Origin of the sequence: Tindallia californiensis (assembly GCF_900107405.1) — a bacterium.
Classification (GTDB): Bacteria; Bacillota; Clostridia; order Peptostreptococcales; family Tindalliaceae; genus Tindallia; species Tindallia californiensis.
Genome location: NZ_FNPV01000002.1, coordinates 198,181 through 217,214, shown reverse-complemented (window position 1 = coordinate 217,214; position 19,034 = coordinate 198,181). Strand labels below are relative to the sequence as shown.

The following is a 19,034-nucleotide window of genomic DNA, read 5'->3' as shown; positions in this document are numbered from 1 at the left end:
TTTGATATGAAACCATTCAAAGTTTTTGCAGATTTTCAACCAATGGGCGATCAGCCTAAAGCAATAAAAAGTCTCAGTAAGGGGATTGAGGAAGGATTAAAACATCAAACACTCTTAGGGGTAACGGGCTCGGGCAAAACGTATACGATGGCAAAAGTAGTGGAACAGGTACAAAAGCCAACGCTGGTTATTGCGCATAATAAAACCCTGGCGGCTCAACTTTGCAGTGAGTTCAGAGAGTTTTTTCCAGAAAATGCGGTTGAGTATTTTGTCAGCTATTATGACTATTATCAGCCGGAAGCTTATGTGGCGCATAGCGACTTGTATATTGAGAAGGATGCATCAATCAATGATGAAATTGATAAATTGCGACATTCGGCAACCACAGCTCTTTTTGAAAGAAAAGATGTTTTAATTGTTGCGAGTGTTTCCTGTATATACGGCTTAGGAGATCCGGAAGAATATGAGGAGCTGGTAGTATCTCTTCGTGTTGGCATGGAGCGGAATCGTGATGATATTGTAAAGAAATTAATAGATATTCAATATCATCGAAATGATATTAATTTTACAAGAGGTACTTTTCGGGTAAGAGGAGATGTGTTGGAGATATTTCCAGCTTCCGCCTCTGAAAATGCACAACGTGTTGAGTTTTTTGGTGATGAAATAGATCGAATAACGGAGATAAATGTTTTAACAGGCGAAGTGATAGGATCGCGGCAGCATCTGGCAATTTTTCCGGCATCCCACTATGCGACAAGAGCCGATAAAGTGGAAAAAGCGGTAGGAAGTATAGAGAAAGAACTAGCAGATAGGATCACTTACTATAAAGACCAAGAAAAATATTTAGAGGCTCAGCGAATAGAACAAAGAACAAAATATGACATCGAAATGCTTCGTGAAATGGGCTACTGTCAAGGTATAGAAAATTATTCCAGGCATTTGACAGGAAGGCCGGCAGGTAGTCGACCCTTTACATTAATCGACTACTTTCCAGATGATTTCTTGCTGCTGATTGATGAATCCCATGTAACAATACCTCAAATCAGAGGAATGTATGGAGGCGATCGATCGCGCAAAGAATCTTTAATCGATTACGGATTTAGGTTGCCGTCGGCACTTGATAACCGGCCATTAAATTTTCCTGAATTTGAAAAAATGATCCATCAGGCTGTATATGTTAGCGCAACACCTGGTCCTTATGAAATGGAACACAGCCAAAATATAACAGAACAACTTTTAAGACCAACCGGATTAGTAGATCCACCGATTGATGTAAGGCCAGTAAAAGGTCAGATAGATGACTTGCTGGGAGAGATTCATCTTTGTATCGAGAACAATCAAAGAGTTCTGATTACCACATTAACAAAAAAAATGTCCGAAGACCTAACTCGCTATTTAACAGAAGCAAATATCAAAGTTCGTTATTTGCACTCGGATATCGATACGATGGAACGCATGGAAATTATCCGGGAGCTGCGGCTTGGAAAGTTTGATGTTTTGGTAGGGATTAATTTATTGAGAGAAGGGTTGGATCTTCCGGAAGTGGCGTTGGTGGCAATCCTGGATGCTGATAAAGAAGGCTTTTTAAGATCAGAAATATCATTAATACAAACCATTGGAAGAGCGGCTAGAAATGTTGATGGAAAAGTCATCCTTTATGGAGATAAAATAACGCCTTCGATGAAACGGGCAATAGATGAAACGGAACGTCGACGAGAAATTCAAATAAAACACAATCAAGATCATGGGATTACCCCCAAAAGCATTATGAAAAAAGTAAGAGATGTTATTGAAGCAACAAAAGTAGCGGAGGAAGTTGAAGAATATCAAACGGCTTCAAAAGGAAAAGGCAAGCCTTTGCAAGGGAAAGCAGCACAAAAACAGATCAAGCAGCTTGAGAAAGAAATGAACGAAGCCGCTAAAAATTTGGAATTTGAGAAAGCAGCAGCCCTTAGAGATGAAATCATGTGGATTAAAAACATAGAAGCGGAAAATGGCTTAATGGACAAAAAGAGATAATGAATAAAAAGAGATAAAGTGAATGAGGTGCAGATGTGGCAAAAAATGAAATCGTTATTAAAGGTGCAAGAGAGCACAATCTTAAAAATATCAATATAACCATTCCGAGAGAAAAATTGGTAGTAATGACAGGTTTATCCGGTTCAGGAAAAACATCCTTAGCATTTGATACCATTTATGCTGAAGGACAAAGACGGTATATTGAAAGCCTTTCGTCCTATGCTCGGCAATTTTTAGGACAAATGGAAAAACCGGATGTGGATTATATCGAAGGCTTAAGTCCTGCCATTTCTATTGATCAAAAAACGACCAGTAAAAATCCTCGCTCTACGGTAGGGACGGTTACGGAAATATACGATTATTATCGCTTATTATTTGCAAGAGCCGGAACGCCTCACTGTCCGGTATGTCATGAAGAAATAAGTCAAATAACCATTGAAGAAATGGTTGATCAAATAATGAATATGGAAGAAAGAACAAAAATTCAGATTCTGGCACCGGTAGTCAGAGGAAAAAAAGGTGAGCACCAAAAACAACTGGAACAAATACGAAAAGATGGATTTGTGCGTATTCGGGTCAATGGTGAAATACGCGAAATATATGAAGAGATTAAACTGAATAAAAACAAAAAACATCATATTGAAATCGTTGTGGACAGGATTGTGGTTAAACCGGGAATTGAACAAAGAGTAGCTGATTCTTTAGAGACGGCCCTTAAATTTACAGAAGGCCTTGTGCTAATAGATGTAGATAATGAAGAAGACATCCTGTATTCTACTCACTTATCCTGCCCGGAACATCACATTGGAATGGAAGAACTGAGTCCGAGGATGTTTTCTTTTAATAATCCATATGGCGCTTGTTCCGTATGTAAAGGCATTGGCCATATGAAAGAAGTGGATCCTGATTTAGTCATTCCGGACAAAAACTTAAGCATCAGAGAAGGCGCTATTGCTGCCTGGGGAAGTGCTAATGGTCAGCAATCGGAAGATGGGTACTATTTTAAGATGATAGAACAAATGGCGGCCTATTACCATATAAGCTTAGACAAACCGATTAAAGACCTTCCTGATAACTTTTTGAAAGCATTGCTGTATGGATCTGATGACGTGATTCATTTTGAATTTGAATCAAGATTTGGCGGTAAAAAGCAACACTCCTCCATTTATGAAGGTGTTATTCCGAATCTTAGCAGAAGATACAAAGAAACAAACTCGGAGTATATGAGAGACCGAATTGAATCTTTTATGAGTGAAAGCCCATGTCCATCCTGTAAAGGGGCAAGGTTACAAGATATTTCACTAGCCGTAACCGTAGGAGGCTTTAACATTAATGAAATTACATTAATGTCTGTTAAAGAGTCGGTTGACTTTTTTAATAAGCTAACGTTAAGTGATCAGAAAATGATGATTGCCAAGCAGGTTTTTAAGGAAATTAAAAACCGATTGTATTTTCTGCAAGATGTTGGATTAGACTACCTAACCCTTGCTAGAAGTGCAGGGACACTTTCAGGTGGAGAGTCCCAGAGGATCAGGTTAGCAACACAAATTGGCTCCAGTCTGGTAGGTGTTTTGTATATCCTGGATGAGCCGAGTATCGGTTTGCATCAAAGAGATAATGCCAAGCTTTTGAAAACCTTGCGCAACTTAACGGATCTTGGGAATACTGTTATTGTCGTAGAACATGATGAAGATACTATCATGAATGCTGATCATTTAGTGGATATAGGCCCCGGTGCAGGCATACATGGCGGACAACTGGTTGCTCAGGGAACCGTTAAAGAAGTTATGGAGACAGATGCGTCAATTACTGGGAAATATCTCAAAGGAGAAAGATTTATACCAGTACCTGATACCAGAAGAAAAACTGATAACGAATGCCTTCAAGTGCTTGGAGCGGCAGCAAATAATTTAAAAAACCTGGATATAACGCTCCCTTTAGGGCTTATGACCTGTGTTACAGGTGTTTCTGGTTCAGGGAAAAGCACACTGGTAAATGAAGTGCTTTATAAACGGATGGCACAAGAGTTTTATAAAAGTAGAGAAAAACCAGGTAGACATCAAGCAATTGTGGGTATGGAACATATAGATAAAGTGATTAAAGTAAGTCAAGATCCTATTGGGCGAACACCCCGCTCTAATCCGGCTACCTATACAGGTGTTTTTGATCATATTCGGGATTTATTTGCACAGACTCCGACGGCTAAAATGAGGGGATATCAAAAAGGTAGATTTAGTTTTAACCTGAAAGGTGGGCGTTGTGAGGCGTGTAAAGGTGATGGCATTATCAAGATAGAAATGCACTTTTTGCCAGATGTATACATCCCCTGTGAGGTTTGTAAAGGGAAACGATACAATAGAGAAACCCTAGAAGTAAAATATAAGGGTAAAAATATTGCGGATGTTTTGGAGATGAATGTGGAAGAGGCGCTTTTATTTTTTGAAAGCATTCCTGTTATAAAAAGAAAACTACAGACCATGATGGATGTCGGACTCAGTTATATTCAGCTAGGACAGCCATCCACCCAGTTGTCTGGCGGGGAGGCACAGCGAATAAAACTATCAACGGAGCTAGGGAAAAAACACACCGGCAAAACTTTTTATGTGCTGGATGAGCCAACGACTGGTCTTCATATAGCAGATGTTGAAACGTTAATCATTGTGTTGCAACGTTTGGTTGATGCAGGCAATACAGTAGTGGTGATTGAACATAATCTGGAGGTTATTAAAACAGCTGACTTTATTATAGATCTTGGTCCGGAAGGCGGAGCCGGTGGTGGAGAGTTGGTTATTGCTGGTACACCGGAAGAAGTTGCAGCGTGCAAAAAATCCTATACAGGAAGATTTTTAAGCGCGGTTTTGAATGAAGGTCGGGATCAGTTAAAGGCACAATGAACGAACAATGAAAGCGGAAAAAAGGAAGGAAGATGAATATGGGAAGAATAGGGTTTCAAGAACTAGCACTTGTATTTGGTCTAGCGCTATTGATTTTTGGACCGGCAAAGTTACCGGAAATTGGAAAATCTCTGGGTAAAGGGATTAGAGAGTTTAAAAGCGCTACCATAGAAAAAACTTCAGAAGAAAAAACAGAGAATAAAGCAAAGGAAGAAACTTCGGAGCCAACTGAAGATCGCGAAAATGATCAATAAGGAACTTCATTAAGTCGATTGCATCGCGAAGATAATATGATATAATGAAGCTAGAGTGAACCATTGTTAACAATAATAACAGCGTACTATTAGGGGACGACTGGAAGGTGAGGTGGAATAATGGGACGAATAGGATTTCAGGAAATTTTATTAGTATTTGGCCTGGCGCTATTGATTTTTGGACCTTCTAAACTACCGGAAATAGGAAAGTCTTTAGGGAAAGGCATTAGGGAGTTTAAGTCGGCAACCAAAGAAATGACTGATAGCGTGAGCATAGAAGATACTTCTTCAGATAAAGAATGAAGAAGCTTGAAAGCAGGTGATGAGTGTGAGGTTTGGCTTTATGGAGATTTTGTTAGTTCTTGGTTTAGTACTACTAATTCTTGGACCTGGCAGGTTTAGTCTTTTAGGAAAATCTGTAAAAAAAAGCGTGAAAGATTACAAAGATGAGTTGAAAGATGACGATACAATAAGTAGAAATTAGGTGGAGTACTTGGAGCGAGAGACAAAACATATGAGTTTAATTCAACATCTGGAAGAATTCAGAAGAAGATTGATTGTGTGCTTAATCGCTCTTTTGATAACCTCAGCTCTAAGCTTTCTTTATGTGGAAGAGATTAGGCGTCTTTTGATTCAACCAGCTGGCACTTTAGAATTGATTTATATATCGCCGCCGGAGGCCTTGATGGCAAATATAAGATTAGCAATTCTTGCAGGAATTATTTTAGCGATGCCTGTGATGGTGTATCAATTCTTGGCTTTTGTCATGCCGGCCTTGTATAAAAATGAAAAACGAATTTTATTTCCGGTTGTGTTTTTAATGCTGCTTATGTTTTCGACAGGGATATGGTTTGCCTATCGCATTGCGTTTCCTTTTGCGATTACTTTTTTTCTAAAGTTTGCATCTCAAGATTTGGTGCCGATGTTTACCATCACTCAATACATTGCTTTTGTGACACAGTTCATTCTGACCTTTGGACTGGTGTTTCAGTTGCCGTTGCTATTTGTGGTATTGGGTATGATGAATATTGTGAGTGCACCTTTTTTACGAAGAAATAGAAAGTATGTACTTCTGGTAATAGCGGTAGGCTCGGCATTAATTACACCACCGGATATTATCTCTCAATTAATGATCGGCGGTCCTTTGTGGCTGCTATACGAAATAGGCATTATCTTGGTAGCGATTATTCAAATTCGAAAAAGAAAAAAACAGGCATCAGAAAATCCTTAGGCGTTATGGCTTGATTGTTTGTGATGAAAAAAGCCTGAAGATTTTCTATGCTTGTTGTTGTGAAAAGAATAACAATAATCGCGGGTAAATTTGGAGAAAAGTTAAAGATTAAACAAAAGGAAAAGTAGTGCGAGGAGGTATGAGGAAGCGAACAATAGAAAAACATATATAAATATATCTTTTTATCAATACATGGCAAGAATGGGCATGACGGCGCTGTTTGAGAGGGAGATAGTGTGAGCGTTTTTAAGAAGAGAAAATAGTTAATCTTTTAACAAATAGATAGGGATGGTGATGAGATGATGGAAGCGGTTAATGACAGAGTTTGGCATTATTCCATTCTTTCCAGATTGATGGATGATCAGTTGAAATATGAAGACATTGAAAAGCTTGTAAGCTGCTTCAATGCTATTTCCTCAGAAAATACGGTTCCTGTTGAAAGGCTAAAGGAAAAAATGAATCAGCGACTTTTGACAAAACAAGAGGAAGACCTTGGTGTTGAATACGCTCATATCTTCATCATGCCAGAAGGCGTAAAGGCATATGAATCCGTTTATCGATCTAAAGATCAATTAGTGATGCAAGAACCATGGGAAAAAGTAAGAGCTTTTTATCTTAACCATGGATTGAAAATCGAAGGAAAAAAAAGACACCCAGAAGATCATGCCTCTGTTGAACTAGCCTTTATGGCTTTATTGTTAGAAAATAAACAAACAGAAGAAGTTCAAAAAGAGTTTCTCAATCAACATATTCTTTGTTGGATGCCTCAGCTTTTTAAGGATATAAAAAGTAATCCAAAAGCTGACTTTTATGCAACAGTAGCTGAATATGCAGATGTTTTTTTGGAACAGGAAAAGCGGAGATTTGATTGATAGCGTATCCTAACAGACTGAAAACAGGAGGGAAGAACAAGATGAATGAATCGAAGCAAAAGGAAATGAATGTTGATCGAAGAAATTTTCTTAAGCTAACCTTGGGAACTGGAGTAGCGGCAACAGCTGGACTGAGCATCCCTAAATTTGCACATGCTGAAGCGGAGCAAAGCTTGGTAGAACCACGGTCAAAAGTGGTAAACACATTTTGTAGCGTTTGTGGTGGTGGATGTGCGATCAAGGCTCACGTGGTAAACGATAGAGTGATTCATTTGGAAGGCAATCCAGATGATCAAGCAGCGCAGGGAAGGTTATGTGTTAAAGCTTATGCAGCTCCTAAAACCCTTTATGATCCCGATCGATTAAAATATCCAATGAAAAGAACCAATCCGGAAAAAGGAGAAGGAGTAGATCCGGGATTTGTTAAAATTACTTGGGAAGAAGCATTTGAAATGATTGCAGAAAACTTTAATAAATCCATTGAAACCTTTGGTCCGGAGTCTATTATCTTTTTTATGCGTAGTCAGGATTTTGCTAATCGACTAAGAAATGCCATTGGAACGCCAAATCATGTAGCTCACCAAAGCACTTGTTTTACGTCGCAGGTTGCAAGCTGGTACGCACAGCTTACGGGTGGAGGAAGACCCTATATTTACGACTTGGAGAATTGTAAATATATTATGGGCTTTGGTTTTGATGGGTTAGGTAAATCAAAAAACATGCATATTCGAAACATTACAAGAGCCTTATCCAATAATGCTAAAATGGTTATTTTAGACCCTTATATGTCTGTAACAGCCAGAAAAGCCCATGAGTGGATCCAAATTAAACCAGGAACAGATTTGGCTTTTGCTCTCGCCATGATTCATGTGATTGTTAGTGAAGGGCTTCATGATGCTGATTATGTGGAAAAGTATACATCTGGATTTGAATATTTAGAAGAGTTCTCTCGAGAATATACTCCAGAGTGGGCAGCGGAAATTACAGAAGTACCAGCAGATGATATTCGACGCATTGCGCGAGAATTTGCTACGGTAAAACCAGCTCATATTTTTACACATAAAAGAGACGCTGCCGGCCCTAATTACGCAAATAGCACACGGTTAGCTCAGGCAATTGTTATCTTAAATGCATTAGTAGGAACTATAGAGCGCGAGGGGGGGCTGCTGTTAGCTAGAAATTTCCCATCAGCTGACTTTGATGAAACCTTTCCAAGACCTGATTTTCCAGAACGTCGATCCGATCGTGTTGATGCCTGGGAGCAAAGAGAAATCATGAGTCGTTTTACAAATGGAGATTTTGCAACCGTAGCGGATGGCATCCTTAACGAAAAACCATACCCTACAAAAGCTGCTCTGGTGAGGAAGTATAATGTATTGGCTTTTCCGGAAGCAAAAAAAATGGTAGAAGCTTTCAAGAAATTAGACTTTATAGCGGTTTGTGAAATATACCCATCTGAAATGGCCATGATGGCGGATGTTGTCCTTCCGGAGCCTCATTGGTTAGAAACTTCGGGAGTTTCAACAAGAAACTTTTTCTCTAGATGGCCTCAACTGGCGGTTCGAACGCCGGTAGTTAACTTAGATTATGATACAAAAGGTTTTTCTAGCATTATTATTGAACTTGCTCAAGCTATGGGGCTGGGCCATTATTTTGAAGGTGCTTCGGGGGGAGCATGGAACAACGCCGTACTTGAGGCAGCTGGTACATCTTGGGATGAAATGAAAGATCACCCCACTGGACTATGGGGTGAAGAAAAACCCTTTGAGCCACGTGAAGAGTTTAATACCCCTTCCAGTAAAATCGAACTATACTCTACGGTAATGGAAGAAAATGGATTTGAACCTTTACCATACTGGCGCCCAAGGCGAGAAGGGCCAAACGATGAATATCCATTTAACTACCTGATCAATCGACCTCCAATGCATAAAATGACAGAATCTCAAAACAATACGCTGGTAATGGAATTGTATGGCGAAAACAACGCCATTATGAATCGGGAAACAGCGGAAAACATGGGCATTAAAGATGGAGATTTGGTTAATATAGAATCACGTGTTGGTAAAATCCAACTAAAAGCAAAGCTGACAGAAGGAATTCGTCATGATTGCGTCTGTGTTTTTCATGGGTTTGGTCACTGGAGTCGCAAGTTGAAAGTTGCCTATGGAATTGGAGCTAATGATGGTGATTTAATTCCTTCAATGACACATGAAGAAATGAAAGAACTGCATGATCCGGGAGCTGCAGCCTGTATGACAGATTTTCCGGTAAAAGTGACCAAGGCTTAAAAATAGAGAGGAGGAGATAGGAGATGAGTAATCGTAAAGACCTTACTATGCTAGTGGATCATTCTCTTTGTATTGGCTGTGAAGCATGTACAGCCGTATGTAAAAGCATCTACGATGTGACTCCTAGCATCTTTAGAACTAAGATAAAAGAGCATAGCAGTGGCCAGTATTATTCAGGAAGTTCTGTAGGAAGTATGCGGAAAGTCTATAAAAAAGATGCCTGTTTTCATTGTACGGAAGCATCTTGTGTCATGGCCTGTCCTACAAGAGCTTGCCATAAAAACGAAGATGATCTGGTGGTGATCGATGAAAGGCTATGTATTAGCTGTAACTATTGTGCGAAAAATTGTCCATACCATGCCATCAGCTATGACCGACCAAATGCCGTAGTAGATAAATGTTCTTTATGTGAATCTAGAATAAAAGAAGGTATGGAACCGTTTTGTAGTACGGTGTGTCCGACGACGGCCGTTAAGTTTGGCTCACGGGACGAAATGATTGCTTATGCAGACAGACGGATTGAAGATCTTAAAAAACAAGGATATGTTCATGCAAATCTTTATGGAGAATCTGAATTTGGCGGTCAGAGAGTATTGAACCTGTTAGATGAAACACCCCAGCAATATGGGCTGCCAGTCAATCCGGAAATTCCCATGTCGCTTCGACTCTGGAGTTCTATGCCATTGCGTCCGGCAGCTTTATTAGCCGGTGCAGCTGTTGTGGGTTTTAATTTCTTGCACTCCAGAAAATACAGTCAAAAAGCGGAAGAAGTTCGTGAAAAACATAAAATGGCACCACACTGTCATTTCGCACCAGGCATCGATGAAGATGATGATATTGAAGCTTTGGAACGGAAAAAAGAAGAAGACAGAATGAAGTAAAAAAGCGAAAACCATATGTCGACTTTAAAGAAGGGGTGAATTGAATGGAGGCCAAATCTTTTAGTGGGGGAGTCCATGTTCCGCATTATAAAAGCTATACAGATCACTTGTCTATTCAAAAAATGTCGGTTCCTAAAAAGGTGATTATACCGATGCATCAGAGCTTAGGAGCACCTTGTGAGCCACTAGTGAAAGCTGGCGACAAAGTAGAAGTGGGGCAGAAAATTGGTGATTCGGATGAAATGATCAGTGCACCTGTACACTCTAGTGTCAGTGGTACGGTTAGGGAAGTAGAAACTCTCTGGTATTGTAGCGGAGATGTTGGAAAAAGCGTTATCATTGATGTGGAAGGGGATAAACAGGAGTTTGAGCCGACGGTAAAACGTGATCCGTCAAGCATGTCGAAAGAAGAGATTATTGAAGCGATCAGAGAAGCTGGTATTGTGGGGATGGGTGGAGCGTCCTTCCCGACAAGTGTTAATATTAATGTTCGTCAGCCAGTGGATTATTTAGTATTAAATGGTGCTGAATGTGAACCCTTTTTGACCTGTGACCATCGAGCGATGGTAGAGCGGGCTGACGAGTTGATTGCCGGTGCGGAAATTATCTCAAGAGTAATCGGAGCAAAAAAATGCATGATAGGGATAGAGGTTAATAAACCGGATGCAATAGAAATGCTAAAAGAGAAAACAAAAGATAATAAACTGTTTGAAATCGTTCCGCTTGCTGTAAAATATCCTCAGGGATTCAAATCAATACTGATCAAATCAGTAACCGGAAGAGATGTTAAAAGAGGAGCACGATCAGCAGAAATTGGATGTATTGTCCGAAATATAGGAACTACCATTGCTGTTTATGAAGCCGTTGTTTATGGAAAACCGTTAATTGAAAGAATTGTTACAGTGAGTGGTCCTGACATGCATCAGCCAGGAAACTTTATGACTAAAATTGGGACACCGATAGGACATATCCTTGAACACTGTAAGATTGAAGAGGTAGAAGGATATAAAGCTGTTATTGGTGGGCCGATGACAGGACAGGCGCAGGAAACCCTGGATGCTCCTGTGATTAAAAACAGCACCGGCGTACTGTTATTACCGAATGAAATCGTACGAGAACAATTACCCTTTAGTAATTGCGTACGCTGTGGAAAATGTGTGGAGAGATGCCCGATGCGTCTTTACCCAAATCAACTGAGTATGTATGCCGAGACGGAAAATTATGAAGGATTAGAGCAGTGGAATATGATGGACTGTATGGAGTGCGGAATTTGCGTCTTTAGCTGTCCGGCGAATAGGCCGATTTTAGAGTTTATAAAAGTAGCTAAACCGGTTGTTAAAAAAAGAGAAATGGCAAAAAGAAACGCTTAACAGAAAAGGAGGAAATCCATTATGAGTCAAGCGGGAAAACTGCCGGTATCATCGGCACCCTACCTTAAAGATAATTATTTTTTAGAAACAGCGATGAGAGACGTAATGATTGCGCTGCTTCCCATTTCATTGGTATCTATTTTCTTTTATGGAGCGAATGCCATATTTTTAATAGCTATTTGCATGGCGACAGCAGCACTGACAGAAGTAGTTGTCCGTAAAATCATGGGAAAAAAACCATCTTTGTATGATGGTAGTGCTGTTCTTACAGGCCTTTTTGTAGCCCTTTTATATCAGCCGACAGCACCCTGGTTTTCGGCCGTAATGGCTACGGTGATAGGGGTAGGTGTTGCGAAAGAGCTTTCTGGCGGACTAGGTCTGAATCGTTTCAATCCAGCACTTTTTGGACGCGTATCCATGATTTTATTAACCCCTGTTTTTGCAGCATTTGCTCCTGACGCATTAACCTTAAGTTCTGTAGAAATTGTAACACAGGCATCTCCTCTAGCCTTATTGGGTAGTGGGATGGAAATGCCAAGCTATGGAGAAATGTTTATTGGATTTCAGGGTGGAGCACTTTCTGAATCTTCTCCATTAGCATTAATGGCGGGAGCAGCATACCTGAAATACCGAAAACATATCAAGCTTAGAGTGCCGCTGGTTATTTTTGCGACGGTGGTTGTTATTGCACTCGCAACAGGACAAGATCCACTTTATCACCTGTTGTCCGGTGGACTGATGATAGGGGCCTTATTTATGGCGACAGATTGGGTGACAGCGCCTATAACCTATAGTGGACGAGTTATTTTCGGACTGTGCATTGGCGTGCTGGTGATGATTTTTCGGGTGTTTTTACCACCGACAGAAGGGGTTGCTTTTTCTATCCTGATCATGAATGCTTTTGTTCCAGTTATTGATAAAGCGACCAGACACCTTGCTTTTCTTGAACCAAAGGAAGCGTGAAAAGCATAAAAAAGAATAAAAAAAGAATTCTATCCGGATCAGGGGCTCTGATCCGGAATTTTTATGATTATTCTGATAAACAGGATGCTTAGCTTCTGGTGGAGTTTTAACTCCTTCGGAAGGTTAGAATGCGTTATCGAGGGACGTAGCACTGTTTATCTACCTCTCGCAGAAGAGGGAGTCCTAGCGGTGGTAGTGATCGGACAGACAACAAGAAAGTTGGCATTATAGATAAAAAAGAGGTACAATAAAGAGAAAGCAGGTAGATTGATAATACAAAAAGTAAGCATCAGAATAAAATGAATAAAAATGGATAGAATAAATAAAGAAAGAATAAAACAAATGGGTGAAAAGGAAATGCTTAGAGAAAAATTAGATAACTTGCCAAAGCAACCTGGCGTTTATATCATGAAAAATAACAAAAAAGAAACCATTTATGTAGGAAAAGCTAGAAGTTTAAGGAATCGAGTGAGACAGTATTTTACAACAGCTGGACAAGCAACACCAAAAGTACGGGCGATGATGCAACACGTAACTGATTTTGAAACAATCATAACAGATACAGAAGTAGAGGCGCTGATTCTTGAGTGTAACCTGATCAAAGAAAATAGACCTAAATACAATGTGTTGTTAAGAGATGACAAAAGCTATCCTTACATCAAAATCACAAATAAAGAATTCTTTCCACGAGTCTTTAAAACACGGCAAATCATGAAAGATGGATCAAGGTATTTTGGTCCCTATACAGACGTAGGTGCTTTGAACGAAACGTTGGAATTGATAAGGCAGCTTTTTCCAATAAAAAGATGCAATAAAAAGATCAGCCAAAATTCAGGAAAAATTGATCGACCTTGTTTAAATTTTCACCTAAGACAATGTCTTGGACCTTGCCAGGGAAAGACTCATAAAGAAGAGTATCAAGAAATGATCCGCCAGGTAACACTGCTTCTGGATGGGAAAGAAAACAAGCTACTTAACGAATTGGAGCAGAAAATGAGGCAGGCTGCAGAAGAAATGCAATTTGAAAAAGCAGCCCTTTTTAGAGATCAGTGGACAGCACTTAAAAAAGTGACAGAAAAGCAAAAAATGGATCGAGGAAATGAATTAGACCAAGATGTTATTGCATTAGTGCGAGGAAATCACGAAAGTTGTGTTCAGGTTTTTTCTGTTCGTGATGGGAAAATTATCAACCAACATCATCACTTTCTGAAAGGTGAAGAGCAGGAAGAGAGTTCGAAAATTTTAGCTTCTTTTTTGAAACTTTATTACGACAACGCTCCTTATATACCTATTGAGCTATTGATGGCGGAAGAACCTGCTGATAAAGAGTTAATTGAACATTGGCTTACAGAAAAGAAAGGTCGAAAAGCAACTATCAAAACACCACAACGTGGCGAAAAAAGAAAACTGGTTGAACTAGTTCAAAAAAATGCAAATATATTAATAGAGCAACGTGAAAAATCAAGGCAAAAAAAGGAATCTGAAAGAATTCAGGCACTTCATGAAATAGCTGGCATGATTAATTTACAGCAACCACCTATGTTAATCGAAGCAATTGATATTTCAACAACAGCAGGAACAGAGCCGGTAGGGGTTATGGTAGTGTTTAAGGATGGAATCTCTAATAAAAGTGGGTATAGAAGATTTAAAATAAGAAATATTACCACCCCTGATGACCCAGGGAGCATTTATGAAGTTGTTAAAAGGCGATTTAAAAGAGGCTTAAACGAAGCTCAGGAAATTGCCGACGGAAACAAAGAAATGGATACATCAAGCTTTGCTTACTTTCCAGATTTATTACTAGTGGATGGTGGTGTAGGTCAGATTTCAGCTGCCTTAAGAGCGTTGGAAGAATGTAATGTTACTATACCTGTTGCGGGAATGGTGAAGGATGATAGGCATCGTACCAGTGCTTTGCTATATGAAGGTACAAAATATGATCTAAGAGCTTACAAGGAAGTCTGGCGGCTGCTATCAAAAATACAAGATGAAGTCCATCGTTTTGCCATCGAATTTCATCGCCAGAGAAGAAGTAAAGTATTGACAGAGTCAGAGTTGGACAGCATTGTGGGTATTGGTGAAAAAAGTAGGCGCCGATTATTGGAGCATTTTAAGGGGATTCAAAATCTAAAAAAGGCAACCTATGACGAAATTAAAGCCGTTGAAGGAATTAACACTAAGCAGGCTGAAGCTGTGCATTATTATTTTCACAAAAATGGTTAGAAGGATTAAAAGGATTATAAGGAGGTAATGTAAAGATGAAACGTCTTTATTTATCCCGTACAAATAAAAAAATATCTGGCGTTTGTGGTGGTATTGCCGAATACTTTAATATTGACCCTACGTTAGTGCGTCTAATATGGGTTGTTTTCACCGTGTTTAGCATGGGGTTTGGTGGTATTATTGCCTATATCATTGCGTTGGCTATTATTCCTGAGCCTCCAATATCGGAATGATTTGATAAAAAAAGGAGGGGCATTATGCCAATACCAGTTACTCAACTAATAAAAGATCAACAGCTAGAAGACCTAAATCCAGATGTTTCGTCAGAATCTTGTATTACTACCAGCGAGCTGGTTCGACCTGGTATTCAGCTTGCTGGCTACTTCGATTATTTTGCCTATGAGCGCATATTAATCTTAGGGAAAGTAGAACACTATTACCTGCAAACCTTACCGGAAGATCTTAGAAATAGCCGGTTTGATAAAATCATGTCATACCCTATTCCCTGTATGCTGGTTAGTAGAAGCATGGGCTTGCCTGTAGAACTGCTGAAAATTGCCAGTGAACATAAGCGGAAAATAGTGGGAAGTCATCTGAACACAACAAAACTTATTTCCCGGCTGATGAATTATTTGGAATTTCATTTAGCCGAAACGGTACAAATCCATGGTGTTTTGATGGATGTTTATGGTGTAGGGGTAGCTATTACAGGTAAGAGCGGTATTGGAAAAAGTGAGACAGCTATCGAATTAGTTAAAAAAGGACATTTACTAGTAGCTGATGATACCATAGAAGTTAAAAAAATTGGACATGACTACCTCGTAGGAGCAGCCCCGGATTTGACGAAAAACATGATAGAAGTCAGAGGAATTGGCATTTTAGACGTTAAAAGTCTTTATGGGGTTGGTGCAATAAAAAATCAAACGGGGATCGACCTTGTGGTACACCTGGAAGAATGGGATCATCAAAAAAGCTATGATCGTTTGGGGTTAGATGAATCTTGTCGGAAAATACTGGATGTGGACGTGGAAGAAGTGGTGATACCGGTAAAACCAGCTAGGAATTTATCTTTGATGGTTGAAGTGGCTGCAAGAAACCATCGACAAAAAATGATGGGTTATCATGCAGCTCAGGCCTTTAGTGAACGGTTAACAGAGTACATGAAAAAAGATAAATGACAAGATTATTTTAATTTGTTGTTTATTTTTTAACATGAAATCCTCATCTTATGATATAATATTGAAAAATTGGCATTATTGCCAGTGGATAAGTCAGACTATACTGACAACATCATGCATTATGGAATTTTAAGCTAATAATGAAGGAGGGTAACGAAATGCCAAAAGAAACCATGACAGCAGAGAACTTTCAAAAATTGGATGAGCTGATTATCCGTGAAAAAGAAACAAAAGGAGCCTTGATACAAGTGCTTCAAAAAGCCCAGGATATCTTTGGATATTTACCATTAGAGGTACAGCAAAAGATATCAAAAGGCTTAAAAATACCTATGAGCGAAATATATGGAGTAGTTACGTTTTATTCACAGTTTAACCTGGAACCTAAAGGTGACTATTTGATTTCTGTTTGCATGGGAACTGCTTGTTATGTGCGAAATGCACAACCAATTCTTGATGAGATTTCGAAGTTTACTGGAATAAAATCAGGTGAAACAACTCCGGATGGAAAATTTAGTCTTTTAGCTTGTCGCTGTATAGGAGCTTGTGGGCTGGCGCCTATTATAACAATTAATGAAGATGTATACGGAAGACTTGTGGTGGAAGATGTAAAAGAAATCATGGAGAAATATTAATCATGAAGGAGGATTGTCATGAAAACGATTGCTGAATTGGAAGCTATTCGTAAAAAAGCACAGGAAGATGTAAAGCTTCGAAGTGGTAGTGGTGATATCAGAGTGGTGGTAGGAATGGCGACCTGTGGGATAGCAGCTGGTGCTAGACCGGTTATGATGGCGATGATTGATGAAATTAATAAGCGAAATCTTCAAAATGTTACAGTAACTCAAACGGGGTGCATTGGTGCTTGCAGGCTTGAACCAATGTTGGAAGTTTATGAAGGCGATGATAAAACAACCTATGTTAAGCTGACAGCTGATTTAGCAAGACAAATAGTAGCGGAGCATTTGGTGAATGGCAAAGTGCTGAAAAGTCAGACGATTGGCATTTTTGAAAAAGAAGAAGCTTAAAATAAATATGGTAAGGAGGGCAAAATATGGAGTTGTACAGATCTCATGTGCTGGTTTGTGGCGGTACTGGATGCGTTTCCTCAGATGCTTTTAAGATCATAGATCTTTTTAATAAAGAGCTGGAGAAACATGGAATAGAGAAAGAAGTAAAAGTTGTTCAGACTGGTTGTTTTGGGCTTTGTGAAGCTGGGCCTATTGTTATTGTATATCCGGAAGGTTCTTTTTATAGCCAGGTGAAGTTAGATGACGTTCCTAAAATTACAGAGGAGCACCTGGTAAAGGGGAGAATTGTACAAGAATTAATCTATAAAGAGCCTGGTAAAAAAGAAGCAAGTGACAGCATTAATAATATGGGCTTTTACAAAAAACAACAACGGGTTGCGCTTCGAAACTGTGGAGTTATTAATCCGGAGATTCTTGAAGAATACATTGCTTACGATGGATATGCAGCCATGGCAAAAGTATTGACTGAAATGACTCCGGAGCAAGTAGTAGAAGAAATCAAGAATTCTGGACTGAGGGGTCGTGGTGGTGGTGGTTTCCCAACAGGATTAAAATGGGATTTCACACGAAAAGCGGAAGGCGATACGAAGTATGTGGCTTGTAATGCTGACGAGGGAGACCCGGGAGCATTTATGGATCGATCTGTCCTAGAAGGAGATCCTCATACGCTGGTAGAAGCCATGGCAATTGCAGCCTATGCCGTAGGAGCTGAATATGGTTTTGTATATGTTCGAGCGGAATATCCGATTGCTGTAAAAAGGCTTCAGATTGCAATAGACCAGGCAAGAGAAAATGGTTTGCTTGGAAAAGATATTTTTGAATCAGGATTTAATTTTGATATGGAGATTCGTGAAGGAGCAGGAGCCTTTGTTTGTGGTGAAGAAACAGCACTTATTCGATCTATTGAGGGTGGAAGAGGAATGCCGAAAGTAAGACCTCCCTTCCCAGCTGTCAAAGGTATTTTTGATAAGCCTACATTATTAAATAATGTAGAAACTTTTGCGAATGTACCACAAATCATTCTAAAAGGTGCCGATTGGTTTGCGAGTATAGGCACAGAAAAATCAAAAGGTACCAAGGTTTTTGCATTAGGAGGAAAAATAAACAACACCGGACTTCTGGAAATACCAATGGGAACCACTTTGAGAGAAACTATCTTTGAAGTTGGTGGAGGTATTCCGAATGGTAAAGCATTTAAAGCGGTTCAAACTGGTGGACCATCCGGCGGATGTATTCCGGAAGCACATTTAGATACACCGATTGATTTTGACAATTTAATTCAATTAGGATCTATGATGGGTTCTGGTGGAATGATTGTTATGGATGAAGATAACTGTATGGTTGACGTAGCGCGGTTTTTCTTAGACTTTACAGAAGAAGAGTCCTGTGGAAAATGTACACCTTGTCGAGAAGGAACAAAAAGAATGCATGAGTTATTGGATAAAATTACAGAAGGAAAAGGAACTCTTGCAGATGTAGACAAACTAGAGTCTTTGGCAAAAACCATTAAAAGTGCATCCTTATGTGGACTTGGACAAACAGCTCCTAATCCGGTCTTGTCTACCATTAAGTATTTTAGAAATGAGTATGAAGCACATGTCAATGACAAAAAATGTCCGGCAGGTGTTTGTCAAGCCTTGCTCCAGTTTCTGGTCATACCGGAAAAATGCAAAAAATGTGGAATTTGCGCCGCAAAATGTCCTGTGGATTGTATCAGTGGCGTGAAAGGGAAAGAAGTATACTTGATTGACCAGGAAAAATGTATTAAATGTGGAGCATGTTTGGAAGCCTGTCCGTTTGATGCCATTAAAAAAGGATAAGGTTAAATAGGTA

17 protein-coding genes are annotated in these 19,034 nt (G+C 39.5%); all 17 read left to right on the top strand.

What is annotated here, in order from left to right:
* Window positions 1-6: 6 nt before the first annotated feature.
* Complete coding sequence (gene uvrB / locus BLV55_RS03170; RefSeq protein WP_093311031.1) at window positions 7-2,019, top strand: excinuclease ABC subunit UvrB; 2,013 nt, start codon at window positions 7-9, stop codon at window positions 2,017-2,019.
* A 35-nt stretch (window positions 2,020-2,054) separates the two neighbouring features.
* On the top strand, window positions 2,055-4,913 hold the full coding sequence (gene uvrA, locus BLV55_RS03165; protein WP_093311028.1) for an excinuclease ABC subunit UvrA: 2,859 nt from the start codon (window positions 2,055-2,057) through the stop codon (window positions 4,911-4,913).
* A 38-nt stretch (window positions 4,914-4,951) separates the two neighbouring features.
* Window positions 4,952-5,167 carry a twin-arginine translocase TatA/TatE family subunit gene (locus tag BLV55_RS03160; RefSeq protein WP_207646013.1) on the top strand — a complete coding sequence of 72 codons (216 nt, stop codon included), beginning with the start codon at window positions 4,952-4,954 and terminating at the stop codon, window positions 5,165-5,167.
* A gap of 120 nt (window positions 5,168-5,287) precedes the next feature.
* Window positions 5,288-5,470 (top strand): twin-arginine translocase TatA/TatE family subunit, encoded by a 183-nt coding sequence (locus BLV55_RS03155; protein ID WP_176968234.1) that lies wholly within the window; start codon window positions 5,288-5,290, stop codon window positions 5,468-5,470.
* 40 nt (window positions 5,471-5,510) lie between these two features.
* On the top strand, window positions 5,511-5,651 hold the full coding sequence (locus BLV55_RS03150; protein ID WP_176968233.1) for a twin-arginine translocase TatA/TatE family subunit: 141 nt from the start codon (window positions 5,511-5,513) through the stop codon (window positions 5,649-5,651).
* Window positions 5,652-5,660: 9 nt separating this feature from the next.
* On the top strand, window positions 5,661-6,398 hold the full coding sequence (gene tatC / locus BLV55_RS03145) for a twin-arginine translocase subunit TatC (RefSeq protein ID WP_093311018.1): 738 nt from the start codon (window positions 5,661-5,663) through the stop codon (window positions 6,396-6,398).
* Window positions 6,399-6,697: 299 nt separating this feature from the next.
* Window positions 6,698-7,270, top strand: coding sequence for a TorD/DmsD family molecular chaperone (locus tag BLV55_RS03140; RefSeq protein WP_093311015.1), 573 nt, complete (start codon window positions 6,698-6,700; stop codon window positions 7,268-7,270).
* Window positions 7,271-7,311: 41 nt separating this feature from the next.
* Window positions 7,312-9,558, top strand: coding sequence for a molybdopterin-containing oxidoreductase family protein (locus tag BLV55_RS03135; RefSeq protein WP_093311012.1), 2,247 nt, complete (start codon window positions 7,312-7,314; stop codon window positions 9,556-9,558).
* Window positions 9,559-9,581: 23 nt separating this feature from the next.
* Complete coding sequence (locus BLV55_RS03130; protein WP_093311010.1) at window positions 9,582-10,439, top strand: 4Fe-4S dicluster domain-containing protein; 858 nt, start codon at window positions 9,582-9,584, stop codon at window positions 10,437-10,439.
* A gap of 44 nt (window positions 10,440-10,483) precedes the next feature.
* Window positions 10,484-11,809 carry an electron transport complex subunit RsxC gene (gene rsxC / locus BLV55_RS03125; protein WP_093311007.1) on the top strand — a complete coding sequence of 442 codons (1,326 nt, stop codon included), beginning with the start codon at window positions 10,484-10,486 and terminating at the stop codon, window positions 11,807-11,809.
* A gap of 21 nt (window positions 11,810-11,830) precedes the next feature.
* The gene (locus BLV55_RS03120; protein ID WP_093311004.1) at window positions 11,831-12,772 is read left to right on the top strand and encodes an RnfABCDGE type electron transport complex subunit D; all 942 of its coding nucleotides are present in this window, start codon (window positions 11,831-11,833) and stop codon (window positions 12,770-12,772) included.
* 309 nt (window positions 12,773-13,081) lie between these two features.
* Window positions 13,082-14,995, top strand: a complete 1,914-nt coding sequence (gene uvrC / locus BLV55_RS03115) for an excinuclease ABC subunit UvrC (RefSeq protein ID WP_093311002.1) — start codon at window positions 13,082-13,084, stop codon at window positions 14,993-14,995.
* Window positions 14,996-15,030: 35 nt separating this feature from the next.
* Window positions 15,031-15,228, top strand: coding sequence for a PspC domain-containing protein (locus BLV55_RS03110; RefSeq protein WP_093310999.1), 198 nt, complete (start codon window positions 15,031-15,033; stop codon window positions 15,226-15,228).
* A gap of 24 nt (window positions 15,229-15,252) precedes the next feature.
* Window positions 15,253-16,173, top strand: coding sequence for an HPr(Ser) kinase/phosphatase (hprK, locus tag BLV55_RS03105; protein WP_176968232.1), 921 nt, complete (start codon window positions 15,253-15,255; stop codon window positions 16,171-16,173).
* A 158-nt stretch (window positions 16,174-16,331) separates the two neighbouring features.
* Complete coding sequence (locus tag BLV55_RS03100; RefSeq protein WP_093310994.1) at window positions 16,332-16,805, top strand: NADH-quinone oxidoreductase subunit NuoE family protein; 474 nt, start codon at window positions 16,332-16,334, stop codon at window positions 16,803-16,805.
* An 18-nt stretch (window positions 16,806-16,823) separates the two neighbouring features.
* Entirely contained in the window at window positions 16,824-17,198 is a 375-nt protein-coding gene (locus tag BLV55_RS03095) for a (2Fe-2S) ferredoxin domain-containing protein (protein WP_093310992.1), read from the top strand.
* A 26-nt stretch (window positions 17,199-17,224) separates the two neighbouring features.
* Window positions 17,225-19,021: an NADH-quinone oxidoreductase subunit NuoF gene (gene nuoF, locus BLV55_RS03090; RefSeq protein ID WP_093310989.1), complete on the top strand. Its 1,797-nt coding sequence runs from the start codon at window positions 17,225-17,227 to the stop codon at window positions 19,019-19,021.
* The last annotated feature ends 13 nt before the right edge of the window (window positions 19,022-19,034 follow it).

Bases quoted from the DNA above. Each gene is read 5' to 3' on its own strand.
- uvrB (WP_093311031.1), top strand. From the start codon at position 7: ATGAAACCATTCAAAGTTTTTGCAGATTTTCAACCAATGGGCGATCAG.
- BLV55_RS03160 (WP_207646013.1), top strand. From the start codon at position 4,952: ATGGGAAGAATAGGGTTTCAAGAACTAGCACTTGTATTTGGTCTAGCG.
- BLV55_RS03155 (WP_176968234.1), top strand. From the start codon at position 5,288: ATGGGACGAATAGGATTTCAGGAAATTTTATTAGTATTTGGCCTGGCG.
- BLV55_RS03150 (WP_176968233.1), top strand. From the start codon at position 5,511: ATGGAGATTTTGTTAGTTCTTGGTTTAGTACTACTAATTCTTGGACCT.
- BLV55_RS03140 (WP_093311015.1), top strand. From the start codon at position 6,698: ATGATGGAAGCGGTTAATGACAGAGTTTGGCATTATTCCATTCTTTCC.
- BLV55_RS03135 (WP_093311012.1), top strand. From the start codon at position 7,312: ATGAATGAATCGAAGCAAAAGGAAATGAATGTTGATCGAAGAAATTTT.
- BLV55_RS03130 (WP_093311010.1), top strand. From the start codon at position 9,582: ATGAGTAATCGTAAAGACCTTACTATGCTAGTGGATCATTCTCTTTGT.
- rsxC (WP_093311007.1), top strand. From the start codon at position 10,484: ATGGAGGCCAAATCTTTTAGTGGGGGAGTCCATGTTCCGCATTATAAA.
- BLV55_RS03120 (WP_093311004.1), top strand. From the start codon at position 11,831: ATGAGTCAAGCGGGAAAACTGCCGGTATCATCGGCACCCTACCTTAAA.
- uvrC (WP_093311002.1), top strand. From the start codon at position 13,082: ATGGATAGAATAAATAAAGAAAGAATAAAACAAATGGGTGAAAAGGAA.
- BLV55_RS03110 (WP_093310999.1), top strand. From the start codon at position 15,031: ATGAAACGTCTTTATTTATCCCGTACAAATAAAAAAATATCTGGCGTT.
- hprK (WP_176968232.1), top strand. From the start codon at position 15,253: ATGCCAATACCAGTTACTCAACTAATAAAAGATCAACAGCTAGAAGAC.
- BLV55_RS03100 (WP_093310994.1), top strand. From the start codon at position 16,332: ATGCCAAAAGAAACCATGACAGCAGAGAACTTTCAAAAATTGGATGAG.
- BLV55_RS03095 (WP_093310992.1), top strand. From the start codon at position 16,824: ATGAAAACGATTGCTGAATTGGAAGCTATTCGTAAAAAAGCACAGGAA.
- nuoF (WP_093310989.1), top strand. From the start codon at position 17,225: ATGGAGTTGTACAGATCTCATGTGCTGGTTTGTGGCGGTACTGGATGC.